This is a genomic window from Ensifer sp. R1-3 (assembly GCF_056739175.1).
Genome location: NZ_CP096515.1, coordinates 1528676 through 1548883, shown reverse-complemented (window position 1 = coordinate 1548883; position 20208 = coordinate 1528676). Strand labels below are relative to the sequence as shown.

Sequence of the window (20208 nt, the reverse complement as noted above, 5' to 3'; positions counted from 1 at the left end):
GCGCGGATGGCCGCCGAGCCGGCAGAAATGGGAACGGTCCTCCGCGAGGCACGCCGAAACGTGCAGTTGCTTACCGTCGCCCAGGCACTGCTCGGCGTTGTCGGACCGATCAGTTTTGCAGTCGGCGGCGTTGCCGGCCACCAGTTGCTCGGCGAAGACAAGTCGCTCGCGACGGCGCCGCTCACCGCCTACAATCTCGGCATGGCGCTCGGCGTCGTGCTCGTTGCGGTGTTGTCGCGACTCGTTGGCCGACGCTTCGCCTTCATCGCCGGTGCGTCGATCGCTGCGCTCGGCGGCGTGCTCGCCACGGCTGCACTTTTCCGGGAGAGTTTCTGGTTCTTCGCCTGCGGCCTCGCAGTTCTCGGCGCTTCCAACGGCTTTACGCAGAAGCTCCGCTTTGCCGCAGCCGACGCTTCGCCGTCCTTCTACAAGGCCAAGGCGATTTCCTGGATTCTGGGAGGCGGCATCGTCTCGGCGATCCTCGGACCGCAGATCGTCATTTTCGCGGACGATTACTTCGCGCCCGTGTGGTTTGCGGGTGCTTTCGTCGCTCTCGTACCGGTCTGCATCGTCGCGCTCTTCTTCTTCGTGCCGCTGCGGCTGCCGGACCACACAACGGCATCGGCCCATCACGAGCAGCCACCCGCGCGTCCGCTGCGCGAGATTGCGGGCAGCCAGTGTTTCATGACGGGAATGATCTGCGGGATTTCCAGCTATGTCCTGATGACCTTCATGATGACGGGCGCGCCCGTCGCCATGGTTGTCGGCTGCGGTTTTTCGAGCGATCTCGCGACGCTCGGAATCCAATGGCATGTGCTTGCGATGTTCGCTCCGAGTTTCGTCACGGGTTGGCTGATCAGCCGCTTCGGCGCCGAACGCATCGTCGCCTGTGGTCTCCTCCTGCTGATGGCCTGCGCTGCCGTGGCTCACCTCGGTGTCGCACTCTGGAATTTCTGGGGCGCGCTGTCACTGCTCGGCCTCGGCTGGAATTTCGGTTTCATCGGCTCCACGGCGATCGTCGCGCAGAGTTACCGGCCGCATGAGGCAGACAAGGTCCAGGGCTTTCACGATATCGTTCTCTTCTCAGCCGTCGCTTGTTCTTCCTTCGCGTCCGGCAAGGTGCTTTCCGCCTATGGTTGGGACATGCTGAGCGCGGCTGTCTGGCCGGTGGCCGGTTTTTGCCTTCTTCTCCTTCTCCCGCTCATGCGCGCAGGCAAGCAGGCCACCGCCTGAAAGCCTGTTTTACCCGAACGCTTCCCGGACCCTGAAAAGGCCGGCATGCGGGCAATTTCAGGGGCTTGACGATCCACATCGGCAACAGCACTCTGGCCGCGCCGCGAAAACGCGTCGCTTGAGGAGGCGGCGCGTGATTCGCGGAGAGAGGGGCCTGCGGCAGGGATGAGCCCGCAGGTTGTAACGGAGGAAAGTGCGAAATGACCATATTGTTGGGCGTTATCGCATGCGGGTTGCTTTCGGTGGTCTATGCCATCTGGGCGACAAAGTCGGTGCTTGCCGCCGACCAGGGGAATGCCCGCATGCAAGAAATCGCAGGTTTTATCAGAGAGGGGGCGCAGGCCTACCTCACGCGTCAGTACACAACCATCGCCATCGTCGGTGTCGTCGTCTTCATCGCCGCATGGCTCCTGTTGTCGGGTGCAGCTGCCATCGGCTTCCTTATCGGTGCGGTGCTCTCGGGTGCCGCGGGCTTCATCGGCATGCATGTTTCGGTCAGGGCCAACGTCCGTACGGCCCAGGCCGCCTCGGTCAGTCTCGCCTCCGGTCTCGACATCGCATTCAAATCCGGTGCAATCACCGGCATGCTGGTGGCCGGCCTCGCCCTCCTGGGCGTCTCGGTCTACTACCTCATACTCACCGCAGGCCTCGGGCATGAGCCTGCCGCGCGCGAGGTCATCGATGCGCTTGTCGCGCTCGGCTTCGGGGCGTCGCTGATTTCGATCTTCGCCCGTCTCGGCGGCGGCATCTTCACGAAAGGCGCCGATGTCGGCGGCGACCTCGTCGGCAAGGTCGAAGCAGGCATCCCCGAGGACGACCCGCGCAACCCGGCGACAATCGCCGACAACGTCGGCGACAATGTCGGCGACTGCGCCGGCATGGCCGCCGACCTCTTCGAGACCTATGCGGTCTCCGTCGTGGCGACGATGGTGCTTGCATCGATCTTCTTCGCCGGAGCCCCGGTGCTCGCAACCGTCATGACCTATCCGCTGGCGATCTGCGCGGCCTGCATCATCACCTCGATCATCGGCACTTTCTTCGTCAAGCTCGGCGCCAACGCCTCGATCATGGGCGCGCTCTATCGCGGGCTGATCGTTACGGGCGCTCTTTCGATCCTCGGCCTTGGCGCTGCGACATCGCTGACGATCGGATGGGGTTCGATCGGAACCGTCGCGGGCATGGACATCACCGGCTGGAACCTGTTTCTCTGCGGTATTATCGGCCTTATCGTCACCGCGCTGATCGTCGTGATCACCGAATATTATACGGGGACGAACAAGCGGCCGGTGAACTCGATCGCGCAGGCATCGGTTACCGGCCACGGCACCAACGTGATCCAGGGCCTCGCCGTGTCCCTCGAATCGACCGCCTTGCCGGCCATCGTCATCGTCGGCGGCATCATCGCGACCTATCAGTTCGCCGGCCTCTTCGGGACGGCCATCGCCGTGACCGCCATGCTCGGTCTTGCCGGCATGATCGTAGCGCTCGACGCCTTCGGTCCCGTGACCGACAATGCCGGCGGCATCGCCGAGATGTCGCATCTGCCGCCCGAGGTGCGCAAGTCGACCGATGCATTGGACGCCGTCGGCAACACCACCAAGGCCGTGACGAAGGGTTACGCGATCGGTTCAGCGGGGCTTGGTGCCCTGGTGCTCTTCGCCGCCTATTCCAACGACCTCGCCTATTTCGCCGCCAATGGCGACAAGCATCCCTATTTCGCCGACGTCGGGACGATCTCCTTCGACCTGTCCAATCCTTACGTCGTCGCCGGGCTGATCTTCGGCGGTCTCATTCCCTATCTCTTCGGCGGCATCGCGATGACCGCCGTCGGCCGTGCCGGGAGCGCCGTCGTGGAGGAGGTTCGTCGCCAGTTCAAGGAAAAGCCGGGCATCATGGAAGGCAAGGATCGGCCGGACTATGGCCGGGCCGTCGACATGCTGACGAAGGCGGCGATCCGCGAAATGATCATCCCGTCGCTGCTGCCGGTGCTGGCGCCGATCGTCGTCTATTTCGGCGTGCTGCTGATCTCCGGCTCGAAGGCGTCCGCCTTCGCGGCGCTCGGTGCCTCGCTCCTCGGCGTGATCGTCAACGGCCTTTTCGTGGCCATCTCGATGACGTCCGGCGGCGGTGCCTGGGACAATGCGAAGAAGAGCTTCGAGGACGGCTTCGTCGACCGCAACGGCACGCGCCACATGAAGGGATCCGAAGCGCACAAGGCCTCGGTGACGGGTGACACCGTCGGCGATCCCTACAAGGATACGGCCGGTCCGGCGGTTAACCCCGCGATCAAGATCACCAACATCGTGGCCCTTCTCCTGCTCGCCGTTCTGGCCTGACGCAGGCGTCTTGAAAGCAGAAGGCCCGCGGGACCTGGTCTCGCGGGCCTTTTTCGCGCCGTTGCGGCTCGGTTACTTGCCGAAGTCCTTGAACAGGTTGCGCGCGGCGGCCTGTCCGGCACCGGGGCCGGACAGGAGCTGGCCGAGGAAGCTCGATTCCTTGCCGCCGGTCGGCGTCGTGCGCGTCAGCATGTCGAATACCTTCCCGTCCTTCATCGTGTAGTGCGCGAGCTGGCTGACGGTGCCTTCCTTGTCGAAATAGACGGCGAGGATGGACTGATCGATGATCTTCGGCTTCATGAAGGCGACCGGCCGCTTGCGGGTCTGGGAGATGTAGTAGAACACCTCATTGTCGAATGTCGCGGTCGTGGAAGGCGTGCCGAGCGAGAGCAGTACCTGCTCGCGGCTCGATCCGACCGGCACGAGTGCCAGCGTTTCCTGGTCGACGACATAGCCCTGATGCAGGACTTCACCCACATTTGCGGACATGCAGGCGGAAAGGGCGGTAGTGCAAAGGGAAGCCACGAGCACGGCACGGCCCAGGACTTTTAGGTTTGTCGTCAAATACCGCTTCGTCAAGGACTGCTCCCCTGGAGTAACGATTGGCAGATCGGCCATTGCAATTCGTGCCCGCTTCGGTAAACCAGCTTCGGCTATCATGCAACATGATCATGGGCGCTTGCCCCTGATTTCGAGAAAGCCAGCCGGCCTCTGTGATGATTTTTGGACTGTTCAAGAAAAAAAGCGGCAATATTGCGATTGTGAAGCGCCAATATGCGGCACTGACCGCGGCGGCGCGCCAGCCGTTTCTCTATACCGACCTCGATGTGCCCGACACCGTCATGGGGCGCTTCGAGATGTTGTCGGCGATTCTGATCCTTTATTTCCGCCGCACGCGCAGCTCGGCGCGAGCCGGCCAGGAAATCGCGCAGGAGATTGTCGACGCCTTCTTCGAGGATGTGGATCATTCCATCCGCGAGCTCGGCGTGGGCGATGCGAGCGTGCCGAAGAAGATGAAGAAACTTGCCGGCATGTTCTATGGCCGCCTCGAATCCTACGCGGCGGCCCTCGAAGGACGGGATGCCGGCGCATTGGCGACCGCATTGAGGCGCAATTTTCACGCCGACGTGGAGGACGCGCCGTCCATGCGGGGCCTCGCCTCCTACCTCCTTGCGGTCGAGTCCGTGCTCTCGGATACTGCCGAAGAGGCCGTCGAGACGGGTCAGTTGCGCATCCCCCCGGCCGGAACGTAAAAGCGCCGCGATCGTTCGTCGATCGAATGGCAGCGTGCCGACCGCGCCCTGCCGCGGCGCCGGCGCGAGGAAGGACCTGAACATGAAGCAAGAGAGCAAATCGGCATTCTCCTACCCGGTGAAGGTCGGGCATATTTCGGCAAATCCTGTCACCGTGCATGTGTCGGCGAACGATGCAGAACTGCGGGCTCTTGCCAAACTTTGGCGCGTGGACGGCGTCTCTTCCCTTGCCGCCGACCTGCAGATTGCGCGCTGGAAAAAGGACGGTGTGAAGATCAAGGGCGAGGTTCGTGCGCACATCGTGCAGACCTGCGTCGTGACGCTCGAGCCGGTCGAGTCGGATATCCGGGAGCCGGTGGAGGCGATCCTCGTGCCGGAGGGATCACGTCTCGCGCGGCAGGCCGACACCGATGGCGGCGAGATGATCGTCGATCCGGACGGGCCCGACCTGCCCGATACCTTCACAGGCGATACGATCGATGCCGGCGTGGTCGTCAGCGAGCACGTCGCGCTCGCCATCGATCCCTATCCGCGCAAGCCGGGCGCCGCTTTCGGCGAGCGCATCGAAAGCTCCGCAGCGGACGACGAACGACCGAACCCGTTCGCGGTGCTGAAGGACTGGAAAAAGGATTGAAACGGCTAGGCCCCGGCTTACAATTCGGTTGTCACGCCGACGAAAAGCAGTATTTTGGCCCGACTCCAGCCAAGGGGCCGTTGCGCCGAGACATTGCATGCCGGCCCCACTATCAGAAGGAACATGGATCGCCGCCGCTTGATGCTTGAGGGGCGAAATATGTTGCGTGGCGGGAAAAAAGGATAAGACACGCGTGGTCAGAATTTCACTTGACGTGATGGGAGGCGACTATGGTCCTGAAGTCGTCATCCCGGGCGCAGCGAGAGCGCTCGAACGTCACCCGGACATAAAGTTCGTTCTTTTTGGCCAGGAAGCGCGATGCATAGAACTGCTCGCCAAGCACCCGAAGCTCAAGGCGAGCAGCACGTTTCATGATTGCGAGATCGCCGTCGGCATGGACGAAAAGCCGAGCCAGGCGCTTCGGCGCGGACGCGGCAAATCGAGCATGTGGAAGGCGATCGACGCGATCAACGCCGACGAAGCGGATGTGGTCGTCTCGGCGGGGAACACCGGCGCGCTGATGGCGATGTCGGTGTTCTGTCTGAGGACGATGCAGGGCATTCAGCGGCCGGCGATCGCCGCCATCTGGCCGACGCTGAAGGGCGAAAGCATCGTCCTCGACGTCGGCGCGACGATCGGCGCGGACGCGCAGCAACTCATGGATTTCGCCCTGATGGGCGGCGCAATGGCCCGGGCACTCTTCGAGGTCGAGCGTCCTTCCGTCGGCCTTCTGAACGTCGGCGTGGAGGAGATCAAGGGTCAGGAAGAGGTTAAGGAGGCCGGGCGCCTCATCCGTGAGGCCGACGTCGAGGGAATCGAATATTACGGCTTCGTCGAAGGCGATGATATCGGCCGCGGCACCGTCGATGTCGTCGTCACCGAGGGCTTTTCCGGCAATATCGCGCTGAAGGCAGCAGAGGGAACGGCGCGTCAGATCGCCGAATATCTGCGCGCCGCGATGTCGCGCACGCTTCTTGCAAGGGTCGGCTACGTCTTCGCCAAGGGAGCCTTCGACCGGCTCCGCGAGAAGATGGATCCGCGAAAGGTCAATGGCGGGGTGTTCCTCGGCCTCAACGGCATCGTTATCAAGAGCCATGGCGGCGCGGACGCCGAGGGCTTCGCCGCGGCCATCGACGTCGGATACGATATGGTGAAGAACGGCCTCAAGGCGAAGATCGAGGCCGACCTGGCACGGTATCATGGCGCCCAGCCGTCCGAAGCCGTTCCGCGGGCATGAATGATGAGGTTTGAGTAGATGATCCGTTCTGTCGTGCGCGGCTTCGGGGCAGCACTGCCGAAGCGAGTGATGACCAATAAGGAAATCGAATCCAGGGTCGACACGTCCGACGAATGGATCGTGCAGCGGACCGGCATCCGCCAGCGCTATATCGCAGGCGAGGGCGAGACGAGCGCCTCTCTCGGCGAGGCGGCGGCGCGGGCGGCGCTCGAGAGAGCCGGGCTGACGCCGGACGACGTCGACCTGATCATCGTCGCGACCTCCACTCCGGACAACACCTTCCCTGCAACCGCAGTCAACATCCAGAACCGCCTCGGCATGCGGCACGGTGCGGCATTCGACATGCAGGCGGTCTGTTCCGGCTTCGTCTACGCGGTGGCGACGGCCGACGCCTATATTCGCGGCGGCCTCTCCAAACGCGCTCTTGTCATCGGCGCAGAGACCTTCTCGCGGCTTCTCGACTGGACCGACCGGACGACGTGTGTGCTGTTCGGCGACGGCGCCGGCGCAATCGTTCTGGAGGCGCAGGAGGCGGCCGGGACCAAAGCTGATCGGGGCGTTCTGACGGCGCAATTGCGCTCCGACGGCGCCCACCGCGACAAGCTCTATGTCGACGGCGGGCCGTCGACGACCGGCACCGTCGGCCATCTCCGGATGGAAGGGCGCGAAGTCTTCAAGCACGCGGTCGGCATGATCACCGACGTGATCGAGGCGGCTTTCGAGGCAACCGGAACGACCGCGGACGACATCGATTGGCTGGTTCCGCACCAGGCCAATCGCCGCATTATTGACGGCTCGGCCAAGAAGCTGGGCATCCCTCTCGAAAAGGTTGTGGTTACCGTCGACCTGCATGGCAACACCTCCGCGGCATCGATTCCGCTTGCCCTCGATGCCGCCGCCTCTGACGGCCGCATCAAGAAGGGTGATCTCGTAATGCTCGAAGCGATGGGCGGGGGCTTCACCTGGGGCTCCGTTCTTCTTCGCTGGTAAGAAAATAATGAATTACGGCAGGCGCTTGACCGGAAAAGACAAGGGCAATAGTCTTCAATCGCTGATCGGCATGCCAGACATCGGTGGGGGAAGATGAGCGGAAAAACAGTAACGCGGGCAGACTTGGCTGAATCGGTTTTTCGCAAGGTGGGTCTGTCTCGCACGGAGTCCGCCGAACTCGTAGAGACCGTCATCGACGAGATCTGCAACGCAATCGTGCGTGGCGAGAGCGTGAAGCTGTCTTCTTTCGCAACGTTCCAGGTGCGCGACAAGAACGAGCGCATCGGCCGGAACCCGAAAACCGGCGAGGAAGTGCCGATTTCTCCGCGCCGGGTGATGACCTTCAAGGCTTCGAATGTCCTGAAGCAGCGGGTCCTGAAGGCGCATCTGAGCCGCAAGTCCAAACTGAAGCCGTCCAACCCGGCTGGCTGAACTGCCGTCGGCGACCACAAATGTGGTTGAAAACCCATCCATAAGCCATTGAAGTAGGCGTGATTCGTGTAATCATCGCACGACGATCCGTGCGTCGCGCCGCCGATTTTGACCGGCGAGCGCCTTATGGAGATGGGACCACATGGAAAAAAGCCCGGATGCTTTCCGCACCATCAGCGAGGTTGCGGACGAACTCGATCTCCCCCAGCACGTGCTTCGTTTCTGGGAGACCCGGTTCCAGCAGATCAAGCCGATGAAGCGCGGCGGCGGGCGCCGCTACTATCGCCCCGAGGATGTCGACCTGCTCAAGGGCATCCGCCACCTCCTCTACGATCACGGCTATACGATCAAGGGTGTGCAGAAGCTCTTGAAAGCCAACGGCAACAAGTTCGTCGCCGCCATCGCGAGCGGTGACCTTGCGACCGTCGAGGCGCTTGCCGCTTCCAGCAACGAAGAGCCGGCGCCGCCCAAGGCGGGCGTCGCGGAGGAGGACCAGATCGTCGGCCGCCCGAAGGCGCCGGCGAGCCGGCGCTTCTTCTCTTTCGGCAACGGAGGCGACGATACCGAAATTACCATCGGCAAGACATCGGTCGGCAAGGAAGACAGGGCGCTGCTGCAGGAAGCGCTCTACGACCTCCTCGAATGCAAGCGTCTTCTCGACCAGGTTCGGTAGCAGGGAAGGCACGGGAACGGGGCCTCGAAAGCGCTGCCGAGGCCCAACTCGGTTGTGACCAACTTATTCGGCCGCTTCTTCCGTCGACTGCTGTTCTTTCTTCTGTTTCAGGAGGAGATCGTCAGCGGTCGACTGCTCGGCCTTTGCCACGCTCGCCGTCGTGATCTCCTTGTCCACTTTGTCGATCGATGCCGTGGTCTTGGAATGGCCCAGGCAATCGGCTGACGCTGCCGTCGCCGATAAGGCGAAGGCGGCTGCAAGTACGAGGATGCTCTTCATCGGGCTTCTCCTGTGGTTTGCAGGGCGCAGTTTATCCAGCGCAGGGCATCGATCCAAATCACAAATCTGTTGCCTTGCCGCTTGCGCTACAGCTGGCGGCCTTCAGTGAAAGGTGAGTTCCATTTTCCCCCTTGCGCCGGGCGTGTGTTCCGACTAATGAGAGCGGGCTTGTAACCAAGCGGGTCGGAGCGTAGCGCAGCCCGGTAGCGCACTTGACTGGGGGTCAAGGGGTCGTGGGTTCGAATCCCGCCGCTCCGACCATTTTTCCCCAATGATCTCAACGATTTCCATGATGCCGGTGTTAAGCCGGCTATCGGCTTTTGCGCTTTGACCCAAAAATTGGGTCAGTTTTGGGTCAGTGTGCTATCATCGTCTCGCCTTCCTCGAAGGCCGGGGCGCTGGAAATCGGTTTCGTAAGGGTTGCCGATTTCCCAGCGCCCTTTGCGTAAAAAGGAGCGCCCTATGCCCGATGACCTCGCCGAAGTCGCCAATATGATCGCCCGCTTAGAGCAATCCGGGCTGTCGCGCCGAGCGATTGCCGAGGGTGCGGGGATCGGTGCCAGCCAGATTACGCGCATCATGGCCGGTGAGGCCCGCAATCCGACCCTCAGAGTGATCAACTCGCTAAAGCGATTCTACAGGGAAACCCTCCCGGTCGACGAGGTCGACGAGCCGTCTCCTCAACAACGCTTCGCCAACGGATGCCAGCCGCGCGCCGGACGGTGAACCAGTCCCCCGTCGGCCCGTTTAAGATACGCAATTTAAGCGATCCACGCGGCACATAATCAACTAATCAGTGAATTAGGGTTCAGGCGCCATTGTCCTTGTTTAAAGCCGTGACTATGGTGCGAGCGTTTCTTATGCACCTAAAAAGAGAAGCAAGTTGAAGCCGCTAGCCCGAAGCATTCTGCGATCCCTTCTCGGCAAAGGTTATTTCCCTAAAGAGCTTCCCCCAGTGTTTACGACGGCAGACTTTGGAGATCACGCCGAGGCCGTCTTGGCTGATTGGGAGGCCGCCGAGTGTTTTATGATTAAGAAAACAAAGGATTTCCAGAAAATTAATGGAAAACCTTTTCGGGGGAAGTACGGGTATAAGAGGCTCACATATGCTGAGCCCGAGATAATCTCAAAGCCAAAGAAGCTGTACGAGCGCCGCAACATCCATATCACTCACCCAATCCCTCAAGCACTTCTTGCGAGAGAAATTGCGGAAAACTGGCGTCAACTGCAGCGCATCCTATCACTTCGCAAATACTCTGAAGATGAAATCGTCATTTCGGATCGGTATGAGCGCTCAATAAAAGGAATCAATTTCCCGCTCCACAGGGCAAAAAAGCGGTACATTGAAGCGACGGCTGATTGGCTTGTTAAGACGGACATTTCTCGCTTTTACCCGAGCATATACACGCACTCGCTCCCTTGGGCAGCCTATGGAAAGGAAAATGTAAAAACGTCCTTGAAGGTATACGAAGGAAGCTTCGCCGATCGGCTGGATGTTCTTGTTCGGGCGTGCAATAGAAATCAAACGATAGGCGTGCCTATTGGACCGGAGACCTCACGCATCCTCGCAGAGATCGTATCTTCGCGGATTGATTACCAGTATTCCACCGCACTTCCCAAATTATCCGCAAAATCCGTCGACCGCTTGCAAGACGACTGGCTTGTAGGTGCAAGCACGCTGGAAGAAGCCGAGAACATTCTGTCCGTCATCAGCAGTTGCTATCGTGACTACGGGCTCGAGATAAACGGAAGCAAGACGTCCGTTACGCACATTCTGGGGTCGAAGGCTGAGAACTGGAAGTCGGAAATCTCGGCGTTTCTGTCGCACCGCAGAGGTGGCCTGCATGGGTCGCGTATGGAGGAATTTTTATCTCTTTGCCTTCGGCTTCAACTTGCCTCACCCAGCGAGCCAGTCATGAACTACGCGCTGGGGATTGTGGAGGGCCGTGAATACCTTAAAGATGATGTGCAAGTTCTAGAGTCCTTCCTGTTGAAGGCTGCTGCCGTTTCGCCGGCATCCATGGATCGCATCTGCCGAATCATTCTTAACATTGAGCATAAGACAGGGGGCCTGTCGCGGGATCGGCTGGTCACCCGTTTTTCCGCGCTCGCAGAACGGCACTTCAGCAACGGTGCGCTGTATGAAGTCATTTGGCTACTCTATACAATTCGCGGCCTCAAGAAGCCTTTCAAAGCCTCGCGCGTGATGGAGTGTGCGGAAAATTCCCACTCAAGTGCTGTAAGGCTATTGCTCCTCGATATGTGCGACAAGGGAATCTGCCTGAGCAGGCCCCCTGTCGAAAAGTGGGAAAGCGAAGTGTCCGAAGATCGTGTACTCTCAGATTGGAGCTGGTTGTACGCCTACGAAGCTATCCGGAAAGGCTGGATGGCTGATCCAAAAGGCATTCTTGCAAAGCCCTTTTTTAAGGCAATGCACGATAGAGATGTCGTTTTTTACGATCCCAAAAGAAACGTCAGAAACTCCAAATCCATTAAGAGGGAACAGGCCGCGGTGAGAAAGGAACAGAACTCCGAGGTCTATGCGCTCCTAAGCTCACTGCGCGGACTCGGCCCAGATGTCGACATCGATGGGGTCGAACCAGAAGCCGACTTCGATTGGATCGGATACTAGCAAGATGCCATTCTCGAAGGCCCGCTCCCCATGGCGGTAGCTAGTCGGGGAGTCGTTCAATTGCCTTTGAATGCTGCCAGGCCGTAAACCTCAGTCAGCGCCTGCACCATATCGTCGCGGCTCAAGCGCTCGCAGCCGGTCGTTTTACCGGCAACCGGACAGCAAATGAGACCTGAGCCATCGGGCGCGACGACAAGCGCGAAGATGCCGCCGCCGGAAAAGCCCTGCCGGCGGCGCGCGATGGCGTCGCTAAGTGGCTCGCTGTCTAGCGGGGATTTGGAGAGTTTCATTTTTCGCCCCGTTTGTTGCGGGGTTTCGGATGGCGATCTTGCCGGTTATTTCCGCGCTTCGAGTTCCTTTACCCGTCGCTCAAGAGCCGAAATTTCTTTCCGCAGGTTGTCGAATGTGCGTTTGGTAGCCTCGATCACTTCGGCGACCGTGTATTCGTCCGCCGCAACCCGAAGCCGTTTCAGATGCGCCTCAGCCGTCATGTCACAGTCCTGCCTTTGCCTTTGCCGCGACTTTTCAGTTCGGCGATGTCCTGCCGCAGTTCCTCGACCTCGCGGCTGCATGCTTTGACCTGTCGTGCGAGCCGGACCATTTCGGCCCGTTCATCGACGGCGAGCGTCCGCTCGCGTGCCTCGGCGAATTGCTCGCTGATCTCGCCGCGCAAATCGCCGAAGGCGAGCCCCACGGCTTCGATGAGTTCCGCGTAACGCGCCTTCATCCGCCGTTCGAGCGCCGCAAATCTCTGTTCGACGCGCGTTTCGAGCGCTGCAAGCCGCGCCTCGAATCCGGCTTCCCGCTTTTGCGCCGCCGCCTCGACGTTGTGCCGCCGCGTTTCGATCTCGTCGATGCGGCGCTGCCGTTCGGCGATCCGTTCGGCCAGTGCGTCGTCCTGATCGGCTACCATTTCACGCCACCCATCCAAGCGCTACGACCGGCGGGAAGGCCCCATGCGACTTCGAGGATGACACGGCAGGCGAGGCTGTCGGTCTGCCAGAGGCTGCGCGTCGGGCTCGCCGCCGTGCCGCCCGCGACAATCGGCTGCGGAGTCGTGTCTTCCTCATGGATGGTCGCATCTTTCGAGGCGTCGACGACGGCGGCACCGTTGCCCGAAATGAAGCTCGGTGCATCGACGGCAATCACCGTGCCCGCCGGTACAGTCGGTGTGTCGATGACTGGATAGGTGAATGAAGGCACGAATCCGAGCGAAACTGCCTGCTGCGGGTTCATGACGAAGGCCGGACTCGTGCCGCCGCCCGCGACGATCTCGCCCGCCAACTTGGCAAGGTCGGCGCGCATGGCGACGAGCGGGTCGGTCGCCGTCGAGGCGGTGACAGCTGCGACGTTGAAGCGCAGACCGGGCGGACGCAATGCGCTTCCGGGCTGGTCGTCGACGAGCGCGGCGTCGACAATGTTCGCGATGTCGCTTCGAAGCGCCCCGTCAATCAGCGTCTCGATGTCCGGGGTCGCGCGCTTGTTCAACTCGGCGGTGAAGATCGAAACCGCCGCCGCCTTCCTCGGCGAAAGCGTGAAGGAGCCGAAGGAAAGATCGTCGACGGGAATCGGCGAACCCTCGGCGACCCACCCGCCAACGTCGGCGAGCGGCGGACGATACGGGACCTTGAGCGAGCCGACGCCGTCGAGCGAAACCGTCCTGCCGAGTGCGGCAAGCCGCGACAGAGCCAGAGGCTGCGCGCCATCGGCGAGGAATGCGCCGACATCGGACGGCACCAGTTCGGCCGCCCAGGTCGGCACCGTCATCATGGCCGGACCGGCTGCGGCGCGCTCCCGATAGCGTTCGCGCCAGATGTCCTCGACAGTGACGCCGTGACGCCCTGTCGCCAATGCCCGGAGAACCGCGTGGCGGACGAAGCGGTCGCGACCGGATAGGCCCGCCTTCGTGCCGCGCCGAAGATCGCGCAAGGCGCGTGAGGTATGGACAGCAAGCTCTTTCGCTTCGCTCGCCTGCCGCGCTACTCGTTCGAGTGTGTAAGTCATAAAAAATCCTCCGGCCGGGGAAGGCGGGAGGTTCGGGAACCCACGTTGCTGATGCCGATATCCAGCGCTTCCATCCACGGCAAGGACCAGTGTAGCGGCTGGCTGTTTCATCGGTGAAACGACGGCGGATTTATTTCGCCGTGGCGCGTGCGATGCTCACGAGAACGGTTTTGCAAAAGATAGATTCGACAGAGGCCAGCCTTCCCGCGCCCGCAAGGATCAGCGCGACATCAACGCCGGTTGCCGGTTTCCTTCGGCTCGTCGGGACCGATGCCGTTCCTGCGCTGCGCCTCGCGAATGTCGGCGATGATCGTTGCGATTAGATCGGGATCGCCATCCTCAAGCGCAGCTTCGAGAACGCCCGCCTGTTGCTCGGGCGTCTTGATGAAGTCTTGGATGTCGAAGCGGATGGTTTCGAGTGCCATGGACGAGTCCTAGCGGAAATCGACGGATAAGGCGAGGGGCAGCCTCAAGGCGCGGCGGCGGCGACGGCCTGCAATACGACGCTGATTCCGGTAATCAAGACGGTGATCGCAACAGCAATCGCCGACCACTTCGTCCAATAAGCCGTCACCACTGTTGCGTCTGCGGCCCTTATCTGAGCGTCGGCCGCCGCGATCTGGCTCTCAGACGTCCGTTTTTCTAGGAGAAATTGCCGCCTGCGGATTTCAATGTCTCTCCAATATGATGCCTGTGATCCCGGCTGCTCATGCGGCTTAGCGAACACTTCCTCATCGGTTTTCTTCGTCCAATCTTCCATTCTCGGCCCCACTTCTACTGCGCAGCGAGCAAGGGACGACGAATGCCGCCGATTCGCAACAGCAAGGTGGAGATAGGAGATAGTTACAACCGCAACTCACAGGGTGACTGGGGGTAAGACACACTTCGCACTGGTTCAGCACCTGTTGTGAGAGGCCCGAAACCGGGATTTTGTATAGGCAAGCCCCCCGTTTTTTATTTCCCGATTTTTAGCGTTTGAGTGCGCCGCCGGTCCCGAAGGGTCGGTCCGAAGATTCGAGACCGCCCCCCTCGGCAATGGCCCCGGCAGTCTATTCTGCCGCCGTGTTCGGTCGCAGACGCATCAATGCTTCGCTGACACAGGACCGAACAATTGGTTCGAATCCGCTGACAATCTCCTCTGCTTCCGCTGTCGGAAAGCGCTCGACCACGGAGTCGATTGCTTCATATAAATCGAAGTCCATACCGGTCAGGTATATTTCTCGCAGCCACGCGCTGATGACGTAATGCCGTTCGTCAGATGGTGAAGCGGCGAAGGTTGCATCTAGGTCAGCTTCCCACTGCCGAGCACGTTCGTTCTCCATGTTTCATCCTCCTCTGGTTCTCAGTAGCCGATCTGCCGACCAATCAGTTCAACCGCGTATTCGGTATCGCCTCGGTTGATCTCCTCGCGCACGAGGCTGAGAGTCTTCTCCAGCGCGACAACATTCTCGTCATCGTCGTCGTCGTCGTAATAAAGGCGGACTTCAAGTCTGCTCACTTCTTCCTCTAGGTCGCGAACCTTGCCAATGAGCGTTTGGGTCAGGCGCCTATAATTCATCGCTGAATCTCCCCGAGCTTGTGCCCGTACCAGTCCGACATTAGCCGGTGATAAAGTTGGCGCTGGCGGCATCTGGACGGCGTCAGACCGGGACCGTCCAACGGGTGTTGCTCGGTTGCAAACCTGCTGGCGCGATAGGAGGCCTCCTCTTTCGCGTCCATTTCCGCCATGGCGGCGACAAGCTCGGCCTCGGCTTCGTTGGCATGGTTCGGCTTCGTTGGCATAGCGCCATGCTTCGGGTCGTTTTTCCGGTCGTTCCCCTCGTCGTCGTCAATGGCCTTATTGTTACGAACGTGCATTTCCCTTTCCTCCGTGTTGTGCCGCTGGCGTGCGGGCGTTGAGCCTTTGAATCCTTCGGAAGGTGGCGCATGTGGCGGGTTCCCGGTTTTCGACTGTCAATGCGTGCGCGCGCGCGTGGACAGTAGAAAAGGAAGAAAGCGCCACATGCGCCACGCTAGTCGGCATAAGCACTCCATTGTTGGCTTTGCTTCACACGTAAGCCTATGAATTTGCGGATGGAATTCGTTTTGACCTTGATGTAGCCGCGGCTTTCCAGCTTCTCAGCAAACTTCTTCTGCGAGCCGACGAACTCGCCAGCCTTTTCGGCCCACGCGCGCCATGAATTGAAAAGCTCGGTAGATGCCGCATCGAACTGCGGATTGATCTCGCAGCACTCGTCGATCCAGTCGGCGATCACATCCTCGCTGGCGAGATATTCGGCGGTCGCATCGATGACTGCGGGCGGCGGTTCGAGGCCGGATGTCTGCCACTCGATACAGCCTTGCACCATGCGGTAAAGGATGCCCGGCCACTCCGGCTTCAGCTTGTCGCAGAGTTCCTTGTCCTTTTCTTCGTCCGGGATCGTGACGGTGAAGGGGATCAGTTGCAGCCGCCGCCTGATCGCCTCATCGACCGTCCGCAGCGATGGCTTGTGATTGCCGACGATCAGGAGCTTGAAGGCTGGATCGAATTCGAAGAAATCCTGGCGCATGAACCGCGCGGCGATCCTGTCGCCGCCGGTCAACTGCTTGATCTTCGACTCGTCCCAGCGCCTGCCTTCCTCGGTCTCGGTCGCAACGACGAGGCGCGCGCCGCGCAGGAAAGCAAGCTCGGTCGGGTGCCGGTCGTTTGCCGAAGCTGTGAACGTCTCTATTGAGGCGGTCTTTGCATAGTCGCCCAGGATGCCCGAGACCGTTTTGACGGTGACACTCTTGCCGTTGCCTCCGGTCCCGTATCCGAAAAAAAGCGCATGCTCGCGAGTGTCGCCGGTCAGCGCATAGCCGAGCATGCGGTAAAAGTAGGAATCGAGGCCGTTGCCGTCGAAGATTCGATGCACGAACGCATCCCATAGAGGCGTTGCCATCGCCTTCGGCGCGACCGCCGTCATCTTCGTGCAATAGCGCTGCGGGTCAGACTTAAGGACAAGTCCGGTTTTCAGGTCGACGATGCCGCCGGGCGTGTTGAGAATGAACGGTTCGGCATCCCATTGTTCGACGGTAGCTGCAATGCGACGGTCGGCGCGGCAAAGATCATGGATCGCGCTGGCCTTCTCACGCTTGGCAATCGCCGAGTTGTTCTTCGCCGCGACAAACCGGATGGCGCGATCATAGACAGCAAGCGTGCGTTCCTCGTCCCACCGCCTGCCGTCCCATTGGAACCACTTGTTCCACGGCGCGATATAGCGGAATTGCCCGCAAACCTCGTCTGCGAAGTCGAAGGCGAGACCGATATCGGACAGGTCCGATATCTCGGCTTTGCCGTTGCCCCTGCCTGTCTGTTCGCGTTCGCGCTGACGTTCCCGCGCTTGCCGCAGGCGTTCGGCGGCATCGGCGTCCGTGTCGCTTTTCATCGCACAGTTCCTTGCTGATCGAGCCGCCTTGCTTCCCTGTCGGCGATGCGGTTGAAAATCTGCCTGAGTTCGAAGTCGGACAGAGGCGGTCGGCAAAACGTGACGTTCCAAGCATGCAGGAGCGTGCGCGCCATTTCCGGCGGCAGCGATCTCGCCCGGAGTAGCTTTCCCGCCACGGATGCCGCCTCGGCGTCGCGGTATTCCGTGATAAGACCGCCGACGACATTGCCCCAGTCGCGACTTTGCACCCTCTTCTCGCGCTCGCTCCGCGTCTGCTTGGCAAGGCGATCGATCACCCACTGCGGTGGACCGGCGAGAGGCACGTCGGCTGGATGCGAGTCCCACTCGTAAGGGCGACCGCATGGATGAAGGCTCGGTGGGGCGAGCACATAGGCCGGAACGTCGATGCCGGGACCGAAAGGTGGTTCACCACCGTTCCGCAGGATGTTTTCTGCGATGATCGGCAGATTGAGTTCGAGGTCGGCTGGACGTCGGAAATAGATATGCAATCCGCCCGAGCCGGTCTGTACAGTCCATGTCGGTGGCATCGCGCCGTATTCGGATTCGAGACGGTTCAAAGACTCGAGACCGTCGTGGCGAACATCAATGTCGAGGACGAGGAGACCGTGAGCCGAGACGCCGAGATTGGCGCGCGGGATAAGTCGCCACCATGTTTTGATTGTACCGGTTTCATCCGTTTCCGACCGCACACCATTTGGGGCGATCTTCGGCCCGTTAGGCGGGTCTATCTGCGCAATGGGATGTTTGCCGGGTGAGCGGCAATCAGCCTTGCCACAGGCGCAAACGAACTTGCCGTTCTTCTCTGCGGGCCACTAAAGTGGCAAGACCGAAAGCCCTTTGCCAGCGAAGGCGAGCGCGGTGCCGAGCGCCGTCATTTGTCCCATCCCGGCGCAAACTCATCGAGCGCCTGCACTGCGGCTTCGGAAAACCGGCGTTGGATAGAAGGGTCGTCGAAGGCGGCGGAAATGGCGTAGCGGATTTTGCCGCGATCATCGCGAAGGGCGATCCCGTCGCGGTCGATCATCGGTTTGCCAGCTAAATTGACCCACCTTTTTCCGTCGCTGGCGCAGGCTGGACAGTCGAAAATCTTCAATCGGGTGGCGGCAATGTAGACGTCGGCAAAACCTTTTAGGACGCCGTTGCCGGGAAACGGTTTGAATTTGAGAATGCGAATGCCTCTGTCGCTCATGGCTGTAGCCTTTGCGAAGCGAGGCGCTGCGCGCTATATATCAGGCCGTCTCAAGCTGATATTTGCCGCCGCGCCTCTGTTCAAAACTTGCGCGGCGGACTTCACTCAGAATTTTTGCACGGACGGCCACGCCTTCGCGGCTCGTGCAGCGCAGATGCTCGTTCCTCCGCTTCGGCGAGTCGCCGCCTTTCCCATTCTTCGATTTGCGAAAGGAGATAGACCTTTTTGCCGGGTGAAATCTCGACAAGCGGCGGCATTCTCCCCGCCTTGCGTTCGCGCCATTGCGTCGTCTTGGAGAGCTTGTGACTCCGCGTAACGTCGTCAGGAGACACAGTGCGGCATCGTTCGGACGGGACAGAGTCCATGGCCGTTCGTTCCTCAAATCGTTGGATTTGCTATGATTTGAGGAACAGCATGAATGTCAGTGCAATTCAGAGCAAGCGAAACAAAAACGCCCTAATTTCTTTCTTGTCGATCATTGCGGAGAATGGTGCGAACCATGATTTGCAGATTTCGCGCTGCCTGCTTGTCCAGCTTCATAGTTTCGACCGCCACGGGGATAACCATTTCCGGCTTGTTGCCAGCTTTGATTAAGTCGGCGGCGCGTTCTGCCGCTTCGCTGAGCTTTCCCTTCGGTCGCCCGCGTATTGGCTGTTGCAGTGTTGATGCTACCAGCGCCGTGAGTTCATGCAGGAGCGATAGAGGTATCGTTACCGGAATGGCATTTGCTAGTTCCATCGTGCCCGGAAACCTCACGACTTCCGGGTCACCGCCTAAGTTTTGTAGGTCTAAGAGCAAATCAGTCGCCGGTCTCATGGCCGCACCTTGAACGGCACCACGGCCCCTGTTTCCTCTTTGCCGCTCAAGAGCGCTTCAACGTGCTTCGCCCACTTGTCGAGCGCCAGTTTCTTTTCCGAGAAGTAATCGTGAGCGTCATAGTGCTGCGACATCACGTCGTCATCGACGTGGGCCATGACCGCCTTGCGGTATTCCTTTGGCACGCGCAGCCGTGCGCACCCTGTCGCCCATGTTCGGCGAAACGCGTGCGGCGTCGGCGGATTGTCCTTCAAGCTGCGGATCGCCTCGGCGTCCGGCCCTTCGACCTTGAGGCCGTCGATGACGCGCCGCATCGCTTGGCTGAGAGAGTGTCGGGCGATCCTTTTCCGTTCCTTGAAGCGGCTGGCGAAGATGAAACCGGACGGCTCCTCACCTACCGGCAAGGGTTCGCTGGCCCTGAGTTCGAGCTGTTCGCGGATGATCACCGCTACCGGTCGACTGATCGGCCAGACGTGGCGGCGGCGCGCCTTCATCCTTGACGCCGGAATATCCGCGTGCGCGAGCGCATCATTGTCGAGATGTCGAAGTTCGGAAATTGCGAGACCGCCGATTTCGTCAGGTCGCTGGCCAGTATAGGCGAGCACCTTGAGCGCCGCTTTGATGCCGGGAGCGAGTCGCGCCTTCTCGATTGCCTTGAGCAAAACGACAAGTTCATGATCGCTTAGGGCTCGCTTGTCGTTCTCTTCCGCCTTCGACCGTTCTTTGACCTTCTTGGTGCCTTCCCAAGGATTTGTTTGCAATAGACCCTGTTCAATCGCCCATTTGTGCATCCGGGTGAAGGCCGCTCGCATACGGTTCGCCGAGACCTTGGCAATGGCCGATTTCTCGATCATCAGCTTGGCGGTGTCGGTCAGAGTCACCGACTCGGCGGCGCGACTGCCCCATCGCTCTAGTCCATTGCGACGGATGTGCCCGATGTCCTGTTCCCACGAGTCCTTAAGTGCCGGTGCCGCCTTCTCATAAAGTTCGATCAATTCCTTGAAGGTGAGTTTGGGTGCTGCCGCTTCGGCCTCTTTGCGCGTCTCCCGGATTGCCTCACGGTCGCCAGCCG

At 60.5% G+C, this 20208-nt stretch carries 26 protein-coding genes and 1 tRNA gene; 11 read left to right on the top strand and 16 right to left on the bottom strand.

Annotated elements, in window-relative coordinates; all coding sequences use genetic code 11:
* Window positions 1-6: 6 nt before the first annotated feature.
* On the top strand, window positions 7-1233 hold the full coding sequence (locus tag M1D43_RS07500) for an MFS transporter (RefSeq protein WP_153313604.1): 1227 nt from the start codon (window positions 7-9) through the stop codon (window positions 1231-1233).
* Between the two features lie 200 nt (window positions 1234-1433).
* A complete protein-coding gene (locus M1D43_RS07495) occupies window positions 1434-3569 on the top strand; it encodes a sodium-translocating pyrophosphatase (RefSeq protein WP_010969115.1) in 2136 nt (711 codons plus the stop codon).
* 72 nt (window positions 3570-3641) lie between these two features.
* On the opposite strand, the gene M1D43_RS07490 is transcribed toward M1D43_RS07495, so the two are convergent.
* Window positions 3642-4148 carry an outer membrane protein assembly factor BamE gene (locus M1D43_RS07490; RefSeq protein WP_003529293.1) on the bottom strand — a complete coding sequence of 169 codons (507 nt, stop codon included), beginning with the start codon at window positions 4146-4148 and terminating at the stop codon, window positions 3642-3644.
* Between the two features lie 137 nt (window positions 4149-4285).
* Between M1D43_RS07490 and M1D43_RS07485 the strand changes: the two genes are divergently transcribed.
* The 6 genes from M1D43_RS07485 (at window position 4286) to M1D43_RS07460 (ending at window position 8788) form a co-directional block, all read left to right on the top strand.
* Window positions 4286-4822 carry a ubiquinol-cytochrome C chaperone family protein gene (locus tag M1D43_RS07485; RefSeq protein ID WP_027989581.1) on the top strand — a complete coding sequence of 179 codons (537 nt, stop codon included), beginning with the start codon at window positions 4286-4288 and terminating at the stop codon, window positions 4820-4822.
* Between the two features lie 82 nt (window positions 4823-4904).
* Window positions 4905-5456, top strand: coding sequence for a YceD family protein (locus tag M1D43_RS07480; RefSeq protein WP_003529291.1), 552 nt, complete (start codon window positions 4905-4907; stop codon window positions 5454-5456).
* 193 nt (window positions 5457-5649) lie between these two features.
* Complete coding sequence (gene plsX / locus M1D43_RS07475) at window positions 5650-6693, top strand: phosphate acyltransferase PlsX (RefSeq protein WP_003529283.1); 1044 nt, start codon at window positions 5650-5652, stop codon at window positions 6691-6693.
* A gap of 18 nt (window positions 6694-6711) precedes the next feature.
* On the top strand, window positions 6712-7683 hold the full coding sequence (locus tag M1D43_RS07470) for a beta-ketoacyl-ACP synthase III (RefSeq protein ID WP_003529280.1): 972 nt from the start codon (window positions 6712-6714) through the stop codon (window positions 7681-7683).
* A gap of 93 nt (window positions 7684-7776) precedes the next feature.
* Entirely contained in the window at window positions 7777-8115 is a 339-nt protein-coding gene (locus M1D43_RS07465; protein WP_003529278.1) for an integration host factor subunit alpha, read from the top strand.
* A 142-nt stretch (window positions 8116-8257) separates the two neighbouring features.
* Window positions 8258-8788, top strand: coding sequence for a MerR family transcriptional regulator (locus tag M1D43_RS07460; protein ID WP_003529274.1), 531 nt, complete (start codon window positions 8258-8260; stop codon window positions 8786-8788).
* 63 nt (window positions 8789-8851) lie between these two features.
* Here M1D43_RS07460 and M1D43_RS07455 read toward each other — a convergent pair whose 3' ends face one another.
* On the bottom strand, window positions 8852-9067 hold the full coding sequence (locus M1D43_RS07455; protein WP_003529263.1) for a hypothetical protein: 216 nt from the start codon (window positions 9065-9067) through the stop codon (window positions 8852-8854).
* Between the two features lie 184 nt (window positions 9068-9251).
* On the opposite strand from M1D43_RS07455, the gene M1D43_RS07450 reads away from it, so the two are divergent.
* From M1D43_RS07450 to M1D43_RS07440, 3 genes are all read left to right on the top strand, one after another.
* Window positions 9252-9328, top strand: a tRNA-Pro gene (locus M1D43_RS07450).
* A gap of 201 nt (window positions 9329-9529) precedes the next feature.
* The gene (locus M1D43_RS07445) at window positions 9530-9793 is read left to right on the top strand and encodes a helix-turn-helix domain-containing protein (RefSeq protein ID WP_340085588.1); all 264 of its coding nucleotides are present in this window, start codon (window positions 9530-9532) and stop codon (window positions 9791-9793) included.
* A gap of 157 nt (window positions 9794-9950) precedes the next feature.
* Complete coding sequence (locus M1D43_RS07440; protein WP_153320844.1) at window positions 9951-11699, top strand: RNA-directed DNA polymerase; 1749 nt, start codon at window positions 9951-9953, stop codon at window positions 11697-11699.
* 56 nt (window positions 11700-11755) lie between these two features.
* On the opposite strand, the gene M1D43_RS07435 is transcribed toward M1D43_RS07440, so the two are convergent.
* The 14 genes from M1D43_RS07435 to M1D43_RS07370 form a co-directional block, all read right to left on the bottom strand.
* Window positions 11756-11989, bottom strand: a complete 234-nt coding sequence (locus tag M1D43_RS07435; RefSeq protein ID WP_153320845.1) for a hypothetical protein — start codon at window positions 11987-11989, stop codon at window positions 11756-11758.
* Window positions 11990-12034: 45 nt separating this feature from the next.
* Window positions 12035-12190, bottom strand: a complete 156-nt coding sequence (locus tag M1D43_RS07430; protein ID WP_153320846.1) for a hypothetical protein — start codon at window positions 12188-12190, stop codon at window positions 12035-12037.
* Window positions 12187-12612 carry a hypothetical protein gene (locus tag M1D43_RS07425; protein WP_153320847.1) on the bottom strand — a complete coding sequence of 142 codons (426 nt, stop codon included), beginning with the start codon at window positions 12610-12612 and terminating at the stop codon, window positions 12187-12189. The genes M1D43_RS07430 and M1D43_RS07425 overlap by 4 nt, the downstream gene beginning before the upstream one ends.
* Window positions 12606-13703 carry a phage major capsid protein gene (locus M1D43_RS07420; protein WP_192933713.1) on the bottom strand — a complete coding sequence of 366 codons (1098 nt, stop codon included), beginning with the start codon at window positions 13701-13703 and terminating at the stop codon, window positions 12606-12608. Before M1D43_RS07420 ends, M1D43_RS07425 begins: the two co-directional genes overlap by 7 nt.
* Before the next feature lie 230 nt (window positions 13704-13933).
* Window positions 13934-14128, bottom strand: a complete 195-nt coding sequence (locus tag M1D43_RS07415) for a helix-turn-helix domain-containing transcriptional regulator (RefSeq protein WP_153320849.1) — start codon at window positions 14126-14128, stop codon at window positions 13934-13936.
* A gap of 44 nt (window positions 14129-14172) precedes the next feature.
* A complete protein-coding gene (locus tag M1D43_RS07410) occupies window positions 14173-14463 on the bottom strand; it encodes a hypothetical protein (protein WP_153320850.1) in 291 nt (96 codons plus the stop codon).
* 289 nt (window positions 14464-14752) lie between these two features.
* A complete protein-coding gene (locus tag M1D43_RS07405; RefSeq protein WP_153320851.1) occupies window positions 14753-15025 on the bottom strand; it encodes a hypothetical protein in 273 nt (90 codons plus the stop codon).
* 20 nt (window positions 15026-15045) lie between these two features.
* Window positions 15046-15261, bottom strand: coding sequence for a hypothetical protein (locus M1D43_RS07400; protein ID WP_153320852.1), 216 nt, complete (start codon window positions 15259-15261; stop codon window positions 15046-15048).
* Complete coding sequence (locus M1D43_RS07395; protein WP_153320853.1) at window positions 15258-15560, bottom strand: hypothetical protein; 303 nt, start codon at window positions 15558-15560, stop codon at window positions 15258-15260. The genes M1D43_RS07400 and M1D43_RS07395 overlap by 4 nt, the downstream gene beginning before the upstream one ends.
* A gap of 155 nt (window positions 15561-15715) precedes the next feature.
* Entirely contained in the window at window positions 15716-17110 is a 1395-nt protein-coding gene (locus M1D43_RS07390; protein ID WP_192933714.1) for a phage/plasmid primase, P4 family, read from the bottom strand.
* On the bottom strand, window positions 17107-17835 hold the full coding sequence (locus M1D43_RS07385) for a bifunctional DNA primase/polymerase (RefSeq protein ID WP_498814197.1): 729 nt from the start codon (window positions 17833-17835) through the stop codon (window positions 17107-17109). The genes M1D43_RS07390 and M1D43_RS07385 overlap by 4 nt, the downstream gene beginning before the upstream one ends.
* 167 nt (window positions 17836-18002) lie before the next feature.
* Complete coding sequence (locus M1D43_RS07380) at window positions 18003-18320, bottom strand: hypothetical protein (protein WP_153320856.1); 318 nt, start codon at window positions 18318-18320, stop codon at window positions 18003-18005.
* Between the two features lie 456 nt (window positions 18321-18776).
* Window positions 18777-19136 (bottom strand): hypothetical protein, encoded by a 360-nt coding sequence (locus M1D43_RS07375; protein WP_153320857.1) that lies wholly within the window; start codon window positions 19134-19136, stop codon window positions 18777-18779.
* Window positions 19133-20131, bottom strand: a complete 999-nt coding sequence (locus tag M1D43_RS07370) for a tyrosine-type recombinase/integrase (RefSeq protein ID WP_318853877.1) — start codon at window positions 20129-20131, stop codon at window positions 19133-19135. Before M1D43_RS07370 ends, M1D43_RS07375 begins: the two co-directional genes overlap by 4 nt.
* Window positions 20132-20208 lie beyond the last annotated feature (77 nt).